The sequence below is a fragment of the Rhizobium aethiopicum genome (genome assembly GCF_014197535.1).
Taxonomy (GTDB): domain Bacteria; phylum Pseudomonadota; class Alphaproteobacteria; order Rhizobiales; family Rhizobiaceae; genus Rhizobium; species Rhizobium aethiopicum_A.
The window spans coordinates 252689-268130 of record NZ_JACIFV010000004.1 but is presented as its reverse complement, the minus strand read 5'-3'; the positions used below and the strand labels follow the sequence as shown (position 1 = coordinate 268130).

The window sequence follows — 15442 nt, the reverse complement described above, 5'->3', positions numbered from 1 at the left end:
ATCTGCCGATCTTGTGATTTCAAGAGGATATGCAGCTCGCCAACGGCCCGTCAATAAATCCCGTCACCCGCCAGCCTGCCTATCTGTGGATGAACGTTTTAGACAGGCCCGCCGCGCCCGTTTGGTCTTTTGTAAAGTCGAGCGATCAAATGTCAAAAAATTGCCGAAGGACGCTGGGATTTGCCCCGCCATTGATTGACTCGCCAGCCCCAACTGCTATGTGTCAGCCGCTTTCACTCGATGGTCTTGGAGGCTCGAGGCCATCCCCCGACACCCGGAGCTCGCAGAAAAGCTATGACCTCTCTCCAACAAAACGACCGGATGGCGAACGCGATCCGTTTCCTCGCCATGGACGCCGTTGAAAAGGCGAATTCCGGCCACCCTGGTATGCCGATGGGCATGGCTGACGTAGCGACGGTCCTGTTCACCAAATATCTGCGCTTCGACCCCAAGAAGCCGCATTGGCCGAACCGCGACCGCTTCGTGCTGTCGGCCGGCCATGGCTCGATGCTGCTCTATTCGCTGCTGTATCTGACCGGTTATCCCGACATGACGATCGAGGATCTGAAGCAGTTCCGTCAGGTCGGCTCCAAGACCGCCGGCCACCCTGAATACGGCCACGCAACCGGCATCGAGACCACCACCGGCCCGCTCGGTCAGGGCATCGCCAATGCGGTCGGCATGGCAATCGCCGAACGCAAGCTGCGCGACGAATTCGGTGCGGACCTCCAGGACCACTACACCTATGTCATCAATGGCGACGGCTGCCTGATGGAGGGCATCAGCCATGAAGCCATCGCCCTTGCCGGCCACCTGAAGCTCAACAAGCTGATCCTTTTCTGGGACAACAACTCGATCACCATCGACGGCGCCGTTTCGCTGTCGGATTCGACCGATCAGATCGCCCGCTTCAAGGCCGTTCACTGGAATACGATCGAAATCGATGGCCACGATCAGGCCGCCATCGCCGATGCGATCGAAGCCGCCCACAAGTCTGATCGCCCGACCTTCATCGCCTGCAAGACGGTGATCGGCTTCGGCGCCCCGAACAAGGCCGGCAGCCACAAGGTTCACGGCAGCCCGCTCGGCGCCGACGAGATCGCCGCCACCCGTAAGGCGCTGAACTGGGATTACGAGCCCTTCGTCGTTCCCTCGGACATTCTCGATGCATGGCGCGCCGCCGGCACCCGTTCCGACAATATCGTCAAGGCATGGGAAGAAACTCTGGCCAAGTCGCCCGTCAAAGCGGAATTCTCCCGCCGCATGGCAGGCGAATTGCCGGAGGGTTTCGACGCCGCGATCAGCGCATATAAGAAGAAGCTGGCCGAGACCAAGCCGACGGTCGCAACCCGCAAGGCATCCGAAGACGCGCTGGAGATCATCAACGGCTTCGTGCCGGAAACGCTTGGCGGTTCCGCCGACCTGACGCCGTCTAACAACACCAAGACCAGCCAGATGCACTCGATCACGCCGACGGATTTCGCCGGCCGTTACGTGCACTGGGGCATCCGCGAGCACGGCATGGCTTCGGCCATGAACGGCATTGCGCTGCACGGCGGCCTCATTCCCTATAGCGGCGGCTTCCTGATCTTCTCGGATTACTGCCGCCCGCCGATCCGCCTCGCTGCACTGATGGGCATCCGCGTCATCCACGTTCTGACGCATGACTCGATCGGCGTCGGAGAAGACGGCCCGACGCACCAGCCCGTCGAACAGCTCGCCGGCTTGCGCGCCATCCCCAACCTGCTGGTCTTCCGCCCGGCCGACGCCACGGAAACGGCGGAATGCTGGCAAATCGCCATCAAGACCCACAACCGTCCCTCGGGCCTTGCCCTGACGCGCCAGAACCTCAGCCCGGCCCGCACCGAATACAGCGAAAAGAACCTCTGCGAACAGGGCGCTTATACGCTTGCCGGCTATGCCGACGCCAAGGTGACGATCTTCGCCTCCGGCTCCGAAGTCGAAATCGCCGTTGCCGCCCGCGTAGCGCTCGAAGCTAAGGGTGTGACGGTGCGCGTCGTATCGGTTCCCTGCACGGAGCTGTTCTTCGAACAGCCGGACGCCTATCGTAAGCAAGTGCTCGGCAACTCCCCGGTCAAGATCGCCGTCGAAGCCGCCGTCCGCGAAGGCTGGGACGCCTTCATCGGGCCGGAAGGCACTTTCATCGGCATGAAGAGCTTCGGCGCGTCCGGTCCGGTCAAGGACGTTTATAAGCATTTCGGCATCACCGCCGACGCCGTCGTTGCGGCTGCCGAAGCAAAGCTTTAAAGAGGGCGCCTTGAGGCGCTCTCCATCTCCTCAATTCCAGGCCGCCCGGCCTACTGGGCCCTATTCTATCGGGAGTGAATGAACATGACAGTCAAGGTTGCCATCAATGGTTTCGGCCGCATCGGCCGTAACGTCCTCCGCGCTATCGTCGAATCCGGCCGCACCGACATTGAGGTCGTCGCCATCAACGACCTCGGCCCGGTCGAGACCAATGCCCATCTGCTGCGTTACGATTCGATCCACGGCAAGTTCCCGGCCGAAGTGAAGGTCGAAGGCGACACGATCATCGTCGGCGGCGGCAAGCCGATCAAGGTCACCGCGATCAAGGATCCGGCAACGCTGCCTCACCGCGAGCTCGGCGTCGATATCGCCATGGAATGCACCGGCATCTTCACCGCCCGCGACAAGGCCGCCGCCCATCTGACGGCCGGCGCCAAGCGCGTCCTCGTCTCGGCTCCCGCTGATGGCGCCGATCTCACCGTCGTCTACGGCGTCAACCATGACCAGCTCACCAAGGAGCACATGGTCATCTCCAATGCCTCCTGCACCACCAACTGCCTGGTGCCGGTCGTCAAGATTCTCGACGACGCCGTCGGCATCGACCACGGCTTCATGACGACGATCCACTCCTACACCGGCGACCAGCCGACGCTCGACACGATGCACAAGGATCTGTATCGCGCCCGCGCTGCCGCTCTCTCCATGATCCCGACCTCGACGGGCGCCGCCAAGGCCGTCGGCCTCGTGCTGCCGCACCTCAAGGGCAAGCTCGACGGCACCTCGATCCGCGTTCCCACCCCGAACGTCTCGGTCGTCGACTTCAAGTTCGTTTCCAAGAAGGCCACCACGGTCGGCGAAATCAACGAAGCCATCAAGGCTGCCTCCAACGGCAAGCTGAAGGGCATCCTCGGCTACACCGACGAGCCGCTCGTCTCCCGCGACTTCAACCACGACAGCCACTCCTCGATCTTCGCAACCGATCAGACCAAGGTCATGGAAGGCAATTTCGTGCGCGTCCTGTCCTGGTACGACAACGAGTGGGGCTTCTCGAGCCGCATGTCGGACACGGCCGTGGCTTTCGCCAAGCTCATCTGAGCGGTGGATCATTGAAAATCATGGATGGCCCGGGAAACCGGGCCGTTTTTGTTATAGGCGTGTGAAGCCAGTCATGGCATCGTTGATGGCCCCGGGGCCGTGTTGCCATCCGGAGGAGATAAAGAGGGATGGATGGTTTACTTTACCGTTGAAGTCGCCGGCCGCGCCGTCGCCAGCTTTCGCTCGAAGAACCATGAGGAAGCGACGCATTTCTTCGAAGCGGAAGATTTTCGTGACGACCTCACCATTCTAGAATCCGAGGGCAAGCCCCTGTGGGACCGGAAGGCGACGCTCAGCCTGCGCAAAGCGACGGCTGAGGAAGCCAGCGAAGTCGAACACGCCTATGAATTCGACGACGATCCGGAAAGGACCATCGATGATGAGTTCGTCGTTTTCCTGGTGCCGGTCGAAGACCTGACCGACGAGGGCGAGGACACCGAAGACGGACCGTGAAAGCCATTTCGAAGCGACGGGTTCGTTGCGGCCGAAGAACGGAATCACGGTTGGCAATTCGCTGGCCAAGCGTGATAAACTGAGGAAATGCAATAGCGCTGCACAATGGCTGAGATGATCTAAGTGGAGGCGATAAATGGCAGAGGCGCAAAAACGCTTGTCCCAAACCACCCTCAAGCGGCGGCAGCGCTTTCACCCCAAGCGGGACGTCAGACCTGCCGTGTTGGCAAAGGCTAATCGTCTGGCCATCCGGGTTGCCGCGTTCATCGGTCTTTCGTTCCTCGCCGTCATCATACTTCAGGCAGTGTTCTGACGGGGCCGCATGGAGGAATGTGTCTATCCTGCTGCGGTTTGCGGATACCCGCAGGAAAAATCGATCTTCCTGCCTTTCGCCCTGCTCTTGCCTGATTTTCTTATACATTCTTCATAGAGAGTTTCTCCCGTAGCATTTCCGTGTCGGTGGCCGTCCGGCAGCCGTTCAGCAGCATGATGCAGCACGAGACGAGGTTAAGCCGCAAGGCCTACCCTTCTCTGCCGTTTTGCCGTTTACTGATGGATCGACGTGCGTGGCGGAGGGGTTGAGACGGACGGATCGGTCGGGGGTGGCCGCATCCGCGAAGGATTCGATGGAAAGGGGTGGGCATGGAAGCGTTCTATATCGTGGTGCTGGTCGCGACGGCGCTTGTGCTTCTTGCCGCTTTTTCGAGTCTGCTCGCCTTCCGCTTCGGCGCCCCGCTGCTGCTGCTCTTCCTGATGATCGGCCTTGCCGCCGGCGTCGACGGGCTCGGCATCGAATTCAGCAACAACTATCTCGCCTATATTCTCGGTTCTATTGCGCTCGCCGTCATCCTGTTCGATTCCGGCTTCGGTACGCCGATGCAGGCCTTTCGGCTCGCGGCCGTGCCTTCTTTGACGCTCGCTTCGGTCGGCGTTCTGATCACCGCCTCGCTCTTTGCCGTCGCTGCCATGTGGCTGTTGAATTTCACCTGGCTCGAAGGCCTGCTGCTCGGTTCGATCGTCGCATCGACGGATGCCGCCGCCGTCTTCTTCCTGCTGCGCATCGGCGGCATCAACATCCGCGATAAGGTGCGCTCGACGCTGGAAGTCGAATCCGGCACCAACGATCCGATGGCGATCTTCCTCACCATCGCCCTCGTCGAGGTCCTGGCGAGCGGCGAGCGTTATGCCGGCATCAATATCGGCATGCTCGCCATGTTCGTGCAGCAGATGGGGCTCGGCGTCATCCTCGGCCTGCTCGGCGGCATGATGATCGTGCTGATCGTCAGCAGGCTCGACACCGATCGCGGCCTGACGCCGATCTTCGTGCTGGCGCTTGCCCTTCTCGTCTTCTCCTTCGCCGGTGCGGTCGGCGGCAGCGGCTTCCTCGCCGTCTATGTCGCCGGCATCTACGCCGGAAACCGGAGAATGCAGGCGCTTGGCACCATCAAACGCTTCCAGGACGGCATGACCTGGCTGGCGCAGATTATCATGTTCCTGGTGCTCGGCCTGCTCGCCACGCCGTCACAATTTCCCGCCATCGTCGTGCCGGCGATCCTGCTTGCCCTCTTCCTGATCTTCATTGCCCGACCGCTGGCAATCTGGCTGTCGCTGCTTCCGTTCGATTATACGCAGCAGGAGATCGGTTTCGTCGCCTGGGTCGGCCTGCGCGGCGCCGTCTCCATTTTGCTCGCTATCATGCCGATCCTCGGCGGCCTGGAAAACGGTCAGCTCTTCTTCAACACCGCCTTCATCATCGTGTTGGTCTCCCTGCTCGTCCAGGGCTGGACGATCAAGCCGATAGCCAAGAAGCTCGGCCTGATCATTCCGCCGCGCATCGGCGCCGTCGACAAGGTCGAGGTCGATCTTCCCGGCGCCGCCAACCACGAACTTCTCTCCTACCGTGTCATCAAGGACAGTCCGGTGCTGCGCGGCGAGCGCATTCCGCGCTGGGCCACCCCTTCGCTTGTCATCCGCGACGGCAAGTCAATGCGTTATCAATATGCCGGGCGGCTGCGCGAAAACGATCTGGTCTATCTCTTCATCGTGCCGAGCTATTCCCGGCTGCTCGACCGGCTCTTCGCCAGCCGTGCGCCGGTGGATGAGGACGATGCCGAATTCTTCGGCGCCTTCGCGCTCTCGCCCGCCCGTCCCGCCGCCGATCTCGATGCCGCCTATGGGCCCGGCCTGCTCAACGAATCCGAGAAAGGCCTGACGATCGCGGAACTGATGCGGCAGCGCCTCGGCGGCAAGGCCGATTATGCCGATCGCGTGCGTCTCGGCTCGATCATCCTCATCGTCCGTGATCTCGACGAGCACGACCACGTCACCTCGGTCGGCATGTCGCTCGAAGCGGTCGAACCGGCCACCACCCTGCCGATCTTCATCAATCTCAAGGACATTATCCAGCGCATCCACGACAGGTTGAACGGACGCCGCAACCGCGAAGCGGCGGCCTCCGAAACCATGCCGAAAGCATCGGCCGGAGGCGAGGAAGCTAGACGCGAAAACGGCCGTTGAACGCCTTGCGTCTCGAATGATCCTTGCTATGGTCGGCGCGACTTCCGCCAACCAAGACTGGATCTTCCCCATGCCTTCTTTCAAGACCCTCGACGATCTCTCCGACATCAGCGGCAAGCGCGTGCTCATCCGTGTCGACCTCAATGTCCCGGTCAAGGACGGCAAGGTCACCGATACGACGCGCATCGAGCGAGTGGCGCCGACGATCCTCGAACTGTCGGGCAAAGGCGCCAAGGTGATCCTGCTTGCCCATTTCGGCCGGCCGAAGGACGGTCCGTCGGCGGATCTGTCGCTGTCGCTAATCGCCTCTTCCGTCGAGGAAGTGCTCGATCACGCGGTGCTGACGGCCTCCGACTGCATCGGCGAGGCCGCCGCTTCCGCAGTAGCCGGAATGAATAATGGCGATATTCTGCTGCTGGAAAACACCCGCTTTCACAAGGGCGAGGAAAAGAACGATCCCGATTTCACCAAGGCGCTCGCCGCCAACGGCGATATCTATGTCAATGACGCCTTCTCCGCCGCCCACCGCGCCCATGCTTCCACCGAAGGCCTTGCTCACCACCTGCCGGCCTTTGCCGGCCGCACCATGCAGGCCGAGCTGGAAGCGCTGGAAAAAGGTCTCGGCAGTCCCACCCGCCCCGTCGTCGCCATCGTCGGCGGCGCCAAGGTCTCGACCAAGATCGATCTTTTGATGAATCTTGTGAAGAAGGTCGATGCACTCGTCATCGGCGGCGGCATGGCCAATACCTTCATCGCCGCGCGTGGCACCAATGTCGGCAAGTCGCTCTGCGAGCATGATCTTGCTGAAACCGCCAAGCAGATCATGATCGAGGCCGCGACATCAGGCTGCGCCATCATTCTGCCGGAAGACGGTGTCGTCGCCGGCGAGTTCAAGGCGGGTGCCGCCAATGAGACGGTCGATATCAACGCCATTCCCGCCGATGCCATGGTGCTCGACGTCGGGCCGAAATCCATTCAGGCCATCAATGCCTGGATCGAGCGCGCCTCGACGCTCGTCTGGAACGGTCCGCTCGGCGCCTTCGAGATCGAGCCCTTCGATGCCGCAACGGTTGCAGTCGCAAAATACGCCGCCGAGCGCACAGCAGCCGGCAAGCTGACCTCGGTTGCCGGCGGCGGCGATACCGTCTCAGCGCTGAACCATGCCGGCGTTGCCGACGATTTCACCTATGTCTCCACCGCCGGCGGCGCTTTCCTCGAATGGATGGAAGGCAAGGAGTTACCCGGCGTCGCCGTCCTCAACGCCGGCAAATGAGCGCTAAGCGAATTTGGCAGGTTTTACATGTGGATAGACCGCGGCGGCGAGAAGCCTTCCGCGGTCTTTTGCTCAAGCGCCGGAAAAAATCCCAGTTTTTCAAACGATTGAAACGATTTCAATCGTTTCAGTGACTTAGCCTTCCATTTTCCTCCCTATAAACTTCTGTTATCGCCGTCCTATATTCTTAAACCGCCGATGTTTCATGCTGTGGAGAGAACGAATGAGCGAACGACTGGAAGATATTGCAGTGCAGATGGTTGCAGGCGGCAGGGGACTGCTTGCGGCTGATGAATCGACCTCGACCATCAAGAAGCGTTTCGACACGATCAATCTCGAATCGACCGAAACGAGCCGTCGCGATTACCGCGAGATGCTCTTCCGCTCCGACGAGGCGATGAAGAAATATATTTCCGGCGTTATCCTCTTCGAAGAGACGCTCTTCCAGAAGGCCGCGGACGGCACGCCTTTCGTCGATATCATCCGCGCCGCTGGTTCCATTCCCGGCATCAAGGTCGATACCGGCGCCAAGCCGATGGCCAAATTTCCGGGCGAAACCATCACCGAAGGCCTCGATGGTCTCGGCGAGCGCCTTGCCCGCTATTATGAGGCTGGCGCCCGTTTCGCCAAGTGGCGCGGCGTCGTCGCCATCTCCTCGACACTGCCGACCCGCGGCTCGGTTCGCGCCAACGCTCAGGCGCTTGCCCGCTACGCGGCCCTCTGCCAGGAAGCCAAGATCGTTCCGATCGTCGAGCCGGAATGCCTGATGGACGGCAAGCCGGGCGACCACAATATCGACCGCTGCGCCGAAGTCACCGAATCCACGCTGCGCATCGTTTTTGAGGAACTGGCCGATGCCCGCGTCAGCCTCGAAGGCATGATCCTGAAGCCGAACATGGTCATCGACGGCAAGAACGCCCGCAAGGCCTCGGTCGCCGAAGTCGCCGAACGCACCGTGCAGGTGCTGAAGCGCACGGTTCCCTCTGCGGTTCCCGGCATCGCCTTCCTCTCCGGCGGCCAGTCGACCGAAGAAGCGAGCGCGCACCTTTCGGCGATCAATGCCACAGCCGACCTGCCCTGGTTCGTCACCTTCTCCTACGGCCGCGCCCTGCAGGACAGTGCGCTGAAGGCCTGGAACGGCAAGCCGGAAAACGTCGCCGCCGGCCAGCGTGAATTCACCCATCGCGCCGAGATGAACAGTCTCGCCGCCAAGGGCAGCTGGAAGAAGGACCTGGAAAAGGCCGCCTGATTTTGAGCATTTGGGAAAGGGCGAGGGCAGCAACCACAATGTTGCTGCTCTTGCCTAATCCCCCCGCCTCCCTCGCTACGTCTGTGGCCGTCACATTGAGGGAGGAGCTCAGCGCCGCCACATACCCCTTCTCCCCAGCGGGGAGAAGATGCCGGCAGGCAGATGAGGGGGCCACACGGCACAGCATTGATTGCCCTGCTCGCTCACAACAATAACAAATGTTCTGCCGCGGCCCCCTCATCCGACCCTTCGGGCTACCTTCTCCCCGCTGGGGGGAAGGGAGCAACCAACCCAACGCGCCAGACACCCTCCTTCTCATTGTCACGGCGACAAGAAACCACTTCGTCCCATCTAAATCCGTGATTATTCATAACGGCCCGCCACAACAGGAGCCGCGATGAACACCCTTTCCTACGTCACCGTCGATGTCTTCACCTTCACGCGCTTCGAGGGCAATCCGCTTGCGGTCATCTCCGATGCGCGCGGCCTCACCGATGCGGCGATGCAGAAGATCGCCACCGAGTTCAACTATTCCGAGGTGACTTTCGTCCTGCCGCCGGAAGACCCCGAGAATTCTGCCCGCGTGCGCATCTTCACCCCGACGATGGAAATCCCCTTTGCCGGCCATCCGAACGTCGGCACCGCCTACGTGCTCGGCCAGCAGGCGGAGATCTTCGGTAAGCCGGTCGGCGAGAAGCTGCGCTTCGAGGAAGAAGCCGGCATCGTCGAGGTCGACCTGAGACGCAGCGGCGGAAAGGTTGCGGCAACAGCCATCCGCGCGCCGCAGCCACTAACGGTCGGCGATACCATTGCCGAGGAAATCATCGCCCGCTGCATCGGGCTCGAACCCGGCGCCATCGTCAAAACCGCCCACGCCCCTGTCTTTGCCTCGGTCGGCCTGAACTTCGCCATTGCCGAGTTGAACGGGCTCGAGGCGCTCTCCGCCGCCCGTCCGAATCTCGCCGGCTTCCAGGCCGCCGCCGGCCGGCAGACGACGAGCGGCCACGACTTCTCCCTCTTCGTCTATGCTAGGACACCCGAAAATCCGTGGGCTATTCGCGCCCGCATGTTCGCGCCTCTCGACAACGTACCCGAAGATCCGGCAACCGGCAGCGCTTCGGCCGCTCTCGGCGCCTATCTCGTCGCGCTGACGCCGGAGGCCGATATGAACGTCCGCATCACCATCGAACAGGGCGTGGAAATGGGCCGCCGCAGCGTCATCACCCTCGACGTGGCAAAATCCGGCGGCCTCGTCACCGATGTCATCATCTCGGGAAACTGCGTTGCCGTGATGCGCGGCGAAATCATCCTGCAGGACTGACGGCCACATCGAGGCTTCTGCCGAGGCTTACATCAGAAAGTCGCGCGACAGCAACGCCACTGCCCATATGCCGAAGGCGATCAGCGCGATCTTCCAGAAATCCATCCGCCGCCGGAGGCCGGGAAGCCCGAGCGGCTTGATCACCTGTATCGCCATGGCAAGGATGAGCAGCAAGGCTATCAGCTTTGTCATGCTTTATTTTTTCCGTTTTTCCGAATGCCACAGGACGGACATTTTTCCGCGCGAACAAGAGGATCACACACGCCGTAAAGGCATTCCGGGGCACAATCAATCATCTTGAGGCTGGGCAGGCGCAGGTCTTGCCTTATGTCCGTTCATAATCGCTTAAGACCGAGTCTGGGAAATGAAGAGAAATCTGCTGTCCGTCGCCGCGCTGCTCTTTGGCACGCTCTTCCTTTTCATGGGCAATGGTCTGCAGGGTATCCTGCTTCCCGTACGCGGCAATCTCGAAGGCTACGCCACGACGACGCTCGGCCTGCTTGGCACCTCATGGGCCGGCGGCTTCGTCATCGGCTGCCTGGTGGCGCCGAAACTGGTGCGCCGCGTCGGCCATGTCAGAGCCTTCTCCGGATTCATCTCGATCATCGCCATCATCGCGCTGGTCAGCGGCATAATCATCGATCCGTTCTGGTGGGTGATCCTGCGCGCGGTGACCGGCTTCTCCACCGCCGGCACGTCGATGATCATCGAAAGCTGGCTGAACGAGCGCGCCAGCAACGAGAGCCGCGGTGCGATTTTCTCGCTCTATATCGGCATCACCCTGCTCGGTGTCGTCGGCGGCCAGATGATGATCCCGCTCGAAGATGTACGCACGCCGGTGCTGTTCATGATCTGCGGCATCTTTTATTGCATCGCCATGCTGCCGACGACGCTCTCGACCGCGGCTTCACCGCAGCCGCTGAAGGCCGTGCGCCTCGACCTGCCGGCGCTGTATCGCAATTCGCCCGTTTCCTGCCTCGGCATTCTGCTCGTCGGCATTGCCAACGGCGCTTACGGCACGCTGGGCGCTGTCTTCGGCGCCGGCGCCGGCCTTTCCGACACCAGCATCGCCATCATGATGAGCGCAACCATCTTCGCCGGCGCCATGATGCAGCTGCCGGCCGGCCGGCTTTCTGATCGTATCGACCGGCGCTACGTGCTTGCCGCCCTGTCGGCGATTGCCGCCATCGCCGGCCTGCTGATCTTTCTGCTTCACCCGACATCTCCAGCCTTGCTGATCGGGCTCGTTGTCCTTTACGGCGCGGTGGCAAACACGCTCTATCCGATCGCTGTCGCTCACGCCAACGACTTCGCGGCGTCGGAGGATTTCGTCAAGGTCTCCGGCGGCCTGCTGCTGCTCTACGGCATCGGCACGGTCATCGGCCCGACGCTCGGCGGCCCCGTCATGTCGGCAATCACCCCGCACGCGCTTTTCCTGGTCACCGCCGTCGCCCATGTGTTGATCACCGTTTATGCGATTATCAGAAGCCGCATCCGCGCCGCCGTCCCCGCCAGCGACCGCGACGCCTATACGACGATCCCGACCGGCACGTCGCCGATGCTGACACCGCAGAGCATGTCGCTGGCCGATCGTGGCACCGGCAAATCTCCCGAAAGCAGCGATCCTGCTGTAAAGTTCGGTTAAGCCTTCCTGCACAAAGCCGCGCTGCGGTTTTCTCCGTGGCTCACGAAAAACGAAAATGGGGAGGCGAGACTGGATTTCGGCCGGATCGGCCTAAATTCCGATTCCGTATCGGCCGCATTTTTCGGCATTATGCTGCCGGCAGCAAAAGGAGGAGAACCGATGAGCTTTATCGATGACGACCGGCCGCAGAAGAAAACCGCCCACGAGATCGGCGCCGATCTCTCCATGCTTTCGGTGGATGAGCTGAAGGCGCGAGTGGAATTGTTGAAAACCGAGATCGCCCGGCTCGAAGCCGAAGCCGCCCGCAAAGCATCCGAGCGGCAGGTCGCTGAAAGCTTCTTCCGCTCGTGATCCGCTAAAAGCCTCCGAAAACAAGACCATAGGCAGGCAAAATGAGCCAGCCTCAAGTCTTCATTCGGCACAATGTTAATAAAACATTAAGCTTTATAAGGTATTACTGTACTCATCCAGGCTTTCTCTGGATCTCAGACAGTTTTCCACGCGGTGAATTGGTCTGATTTTTCTCCCTGTTTTACCTTGAGAGCCGCTTTTGCGGCTCTTCTTTTTGCTGCGGCCGGCGCATTTCCATGAAACTGTGGAGATTAACCCTTTCTTAAGAAACGGCTTGCGCATTTGCGCTAATGATACCATCTTAAAGTCATAAAGACCGGACGCGGAAACTTTTCCGTCAACCCCGGCGTTACCTGACCATAAGTAGCTGCGTGCAACAGGGACTATTGCGATGTCGGAAGTTGGATTGAACACGATCAGTTTTGCGGGCCGCGCGGCTGCATCCTCACAGTTCAAGGCACTCTATGCCGAAGGCATGTCGCTGGTCGAAGAGACCGCCGCCTATCTCGACGGCCAAGGCCGCGCAGCCTCCAAGGTTCTGCCGCGCATGGCATCTGTCCTCTACGCCGCGGAATCGATGCGGCTGACCACCCGCCTGATGCAGATGGCCTCGTGGCTGCTGCTGCAGCGCGCCGTCAACAATGGCGAAATGTCGCGCGACCAGGTGCTGGCCGAGAAGAACAAGGTCCGCCTCGACGGCTTCAACGTCGACCGCGCGGCACCCGGCTGGGGCGATCTGCCGGAATCCTTCCGCGACCTCGTCGAGCGCTCCCTGCGCCTGCAGAACCGCATCGCGCTGCTGGATCGCGAAATCTATCGTCCGGCCGAAGCCGTGATCGTTCATGACAATCAGAACAGCGTCCAGGCGCAGCTTTCCCTGCTACAGACGGCCTTCGGCAACAACTGACCAGATCTGCTAAATCCATTTGGACCGGCTGCGCGGTGCGCGGCCGGTTTTTTGTTGCCGCTGCGCACCGTTCTGCGAACGCAAAAAAGCCCGGCAGAACCGGGCTCCTTGCGAAACGTCGTTCAAGCAGAAGCGATTAGAGACCGAGGCCGCCGAAACGCTTGTTGAACTTGGAAACGCGGCCGCCGCGGTCCATGAGCTGCTGGTTGCCGCCCGTCCAGGCCGGATGCGACTTGGAATCGATTTCTAGGTTCATGACAGCGCCTTCCGAACCCCAGGTCGAGCGGGTTTCGTATTCGGTGCCATCGGTCATGACTACCTTGATCGTGTGATAGTCGGGATGGATGCCTGCCTTCATAACAATCTTCCTGCGATACCGGAGTTCAATTTGCCGCATGCAGTTGCGGCCAACGAACCGATTGAATAAATGAAGCCGCAGTCGTGATGGCTACGGCTTCCCATTAGGATGCGGTGCCTATACATGAAGGACGCCGGGATAACAAGAGCCAACAGGCCGCATTAGCGGGTCCTGCAGGCGATCGGAGACGATTTGGCAGAACAGGCACGGGCTGAGGAAAACAGAAGGCGGTCGCTGCGGCCACTCGGCAGGCTGATACCTTATGTCACGCGTTATCGCGGGCTGGTGGCCGGCGCGCTGATTTCGCTGGCGCTCGCCGCCATGACCTCGCTGGCACTTCCGCTCGCCGTACGCCGCATGATCGACCACGGCTTCACCCAGTCTGACGGCAGCTTCATCAACAGCTACTTCGCTATGCTGATGGTCATGGCCGTCGTGCTCGCGATCGCCAGCGCGTTGCGTTATTATTTCGTCATTACCATCGGCGAACGTATCGTCGCCGATCTTCGCCGCGACGTCTTTAACCATGTGACGCGGCTGTCGCCCTCCTTCTTCGACGTCAACCAGTCCGGCGAGATCGTCTCGCGTCTGACTGCCGATACGACGCAGATCAAGTCCGCCGTCGGCGCCACCGCCTCGGTGGCGCTCAGGAACCTCATTCTCTGTCTCGGCGCCATGGGCATGATGGTCGTCACCTCGCCGAAACTTTCGAGCCTCGTCATCGGAGCGATCCCGCTGATCGTCTTTCCGCTCGTCGCCTTCGGCCGCTCGGTGCGCAGGCGTTCTCGCGCCGCTCAGGATACGCTTGCCGAAGCGTCCGCCTTCGCCAATGAGACGATCGCCGCGACCCGTACGGTACAGGCCTTCAACGGCGAGGATGCCGCGGCGAGGCGATACGCCGGCGCCGTCGAATCTGCCTACGAGGCCGCCCGCGCCGCCATCCGCTCGCGCGCACTCTTGACCGGCATCGCCATCACCCTGATCTTCGGCAGCGTCGTCGCCGTGCTCTGGGTCGGCGCCCACGGCGTGCTTGCCGGCACGCTGTCTGCCGGCACGCTCGGCCAGTTCCTGCTCTACGCCGTGATCTCCGCGGGGTCGCTCGGCGCGCTGTCGGAGGTCTGGGGCGAACTCTCGCAGGCGGCCGGCGCCGCCGACCGGTTGACCGAACTTCTCGACGAGGTGTCGCCGATATCAGCCCCCGCCAACCCCGAGGCTCTCCCTTCGCCCAGCCGCGGCCGCGTCGAGTTTTCCGACGTGCATTTCGCCTATCCCTCGCGCCCCGGCAAATCGGCCTTGCATGGCTTGAGCTTCGCCGTTGCCCCGGGCGAAACCGTCGCCATTGTCGGCCCCTCCGGCGCCGGCAAGAGCACAGTCTTTTCGTTGCTGCTGCGCTTCTACGACCCGCAGCAGGGCAGCGTGGCAATTGACAGTGTCGATGCCCGGCTGACGACGCCTGACGAGTTGCGCCAGCGCATCGCCATCGTGCCGCAGGACGTCACCATCTTCGCTGCATCGATCCATGACAACATCGCTTTCGGCCGCCCCGGTGCATCGCGTGAGGAAGTCCACGCCGCAGCGCTTGCCGCCCAGGCCGATGAATTCATCGCCCGGCTGGATAACGGCTACGAGACCGAGGTCGGCGAACGCGGCGTCACCCTCTCCGGCGGCCAGCGACAGCGCATCGCGATTGCGCGCGCCATCCTGAAGAACGCGCCCGTGCTGCTGCTCGACGAGGCGACCTCCGCACTCGACGCCGAAAGCGAGACGCTGGTGCAGAAGGCGCTCGACGGCTTGGTCGACGGCCGTACGACGCTCGTCATCGCCCATCGCCTGGCAACCGTGCTGAAGGCCGACCGCATCCTCGTCATGGACCAGGGCCGCGTCGTGGAGGAAGGCACGCATCAGAGCCTGATCCGGTACGGCGGCATCTATGCCCGCCTCGCCCGCCTGCAATTCGACGCCGCCAACGAGGATGTGCTCGCAGCCAAATAGAAGGCAGGCGCCT

General features: G+C 61.6%; 14 protein-coding genes. 12 read left to right on the top strand and 2 right to left on the bottom strand.

The genetic code is table 11. The features are described from left to right. Positions 1–294: 294 nt before the first annotated feature. The 8 genes from tkt to GGD53_RS08585 all read left to right on the top strand — a co-directional run bounded on the left by tkt (position 295) and on the right by GGD53_RS08585 (position 10176). Positions 295–2268 carry a transketolase gene (gene tkt / locus GGD53_RS08620; protein WP_184455047.1) on the top strand — a complete coding sequence of 658 codons (1974 nt, stop codon included), beginning with the start codon at positions 295–297 and terminating at the stop codon, positions 2266–2268. 84 nt (positions 2269–2352) lie between these two features. Further along, the gene (gap, locus tag GGD53_RS08615; RefSeq protein ID WP_064811756.1) at positions 2353–3363 is read left to right on the top strand and encodes a type I glyceraldehyde-3-phosphate dehydrogenase; all 1011 of its coding nucleotides are present in this window, start codon (positions 2353–2355) and stop codon (positions 3361–3363) included. A 132-nt stretch (positions 3364–3495) separates the two neighbouring features. Next, complete coding sequence (locus GGD53_RS08610) at positions 3496–3816, top strand: hypothetical protein (RefSeq protein WP_184455046.1); 321 nt, start codon at positions 3496–3498, stop codon at positions 3814–3816. Positions 3817–3952: 136 nt separating this feature from the next. After that, the gene (locus GGD53_RS08605; RefSeq protein WP_184455045.1) at positions 3953–4129 is read left to right on the top strand and encodes a hypothetical protein; all 177 of its coding nucleotides are present in this window, start codon (positions 3953–3955) and stop codon (positions 4127–4129) included. A 329-nt stretch (positions 4130–4458) separates the two neighbouring features. Next, positions 4459–6333 carry a potassium/proton antiporter gene (locus GGD53_RS08600; protein ID WP_184455044.1) on the top strand — a complete coding sequence of 625 codons (1875 nt, stop codon included), beginning with the start codon at positions 4459–4461 and terminating at the stop codon, positions 6331–6333. Positions 6334–6403: 70 nt separating this feature from the next. Next, the gene (locus tag GGD53_RS08595) at positions 6404–7606 is read left to right on the top strand and encodes a phosphoglycerate kinase (protein ID WP_184455043.1); all 1203 of its coding nucleotides are present in this window, start codon (positions 6404–6406) and stop codon (positions 7604–7606) included. Positions 7607–7829: 223 nt separating this feature from the next. Further along, positions 7830–8855, top strand: a complete 1026-nt coding sequence (locus GGD53_RS08590) for a class I fructose-bisphosphate aldolase (protein ID WP_184455042.1) — start codon at positions 7830–7832, stop codon at positions 8853–8855. A 397-nt stretch (positions 8856–9252) separates the two neighbouring features. Further along, the gene (locus GGD53_RS08585; protein WP_184455041.1) at positions 9253–10176 is read left to right on the top strand and encodes a PhzF family phenazine biosynthesis protein; all 924 of its coding nucleotides are present in this window, start codon (positions 9253–9255) and stop codon (positions 10174–10176) included. A 27-nt stretch (positions 10177–10203) separates the two neighbouring features. Here the strand turns inward: GGD53_RS08585 and GGD53_RS08580 are convergent, their stop codons facing one another. Further along, on the bottom strand, positions 10204–10368 hold the full coding sequence (locus GGD53_RS08580) for a hypothetical protein (protein WP_184455040.1): 165 nt from the start codon (positions 10366–10368) through the stop codon (positions 10204–10206). Positions 10369–10540: 172 nt separating this feature from the next. On the opposite strand from GGD53_RS08580, the gene GGD53_RS08575 reads away from it, so the two are divergent. From GGD53_RS08575 to GGD53_RS08565, 3 genes are all read left to right on the top strand, one after another. Further along, the gene (locus tag GGD53_RS08575) at positions 10541–11821 is read left to right on the top strand and encodes an MFS transporter (RefSeq protein WP_184455039.1); all 1281 of its coding nucleotides are present in this window, start codon (positions 10541–10543) and stop codon (positions 11819–11821) included. Between the two features lie 159 nt (positions 11822–11980). Next, on the top strand, positions 11981–12172 hold the full coding sequence (locus GGD53_RS08570) for a DUF1192 domain-containing protein (RefSeq protein ID WP_184455038.1): 192 nt from the start codon (positions 11981–11983) through the stop codon (positions 12170–12172). Between the two features lie 391 nt (positions 12173–12563). Continuing rightward, positions 12564–13079, top strand: a complete 516-nt coding sequence (locus GGD53_RS08565) for a DUF1465 family protein (RefSeq protein ID WP_004679442.1) — start codon at positions 12564–12566, stop codon at positions 13077–13079. A gap of 136 nt (positions 13080–13215) precedes the next feature. On the opposite strand, the gene rpmE is transcribed toward GGD53_RS08565, so the two are convergent. Further along, positions 13216–13437 (bottom strand): 50S ribosomal protein L31, encoded by a 222-nt coding sequence (gene rpmE / locus GGD53_RS08560; RefSeq protein WP_009990270.1) that lies wholly within the window; start codon positions 13435–13437, stop codon positions 13216–13218. 192 nt (positions 13438–13629) lie between these two features. On the opposite strand from rpmE, the gene GGD53_RS08555 reads away from it, so the two are divergent. Continuing rightward, positions 13630–15429: an ABC transporter transmembrane domain-containing protein gene (locus GGD53_RS08555; RefSeq protein ID WP_184455037.1), complete on the top strand. Its 1800-nt coding sequence runs from the start codon at positions 13630–13632 to the stop codon at positions 15427–15429. Positions 15430–15442 lie beyond the last annotated feature (13 nt).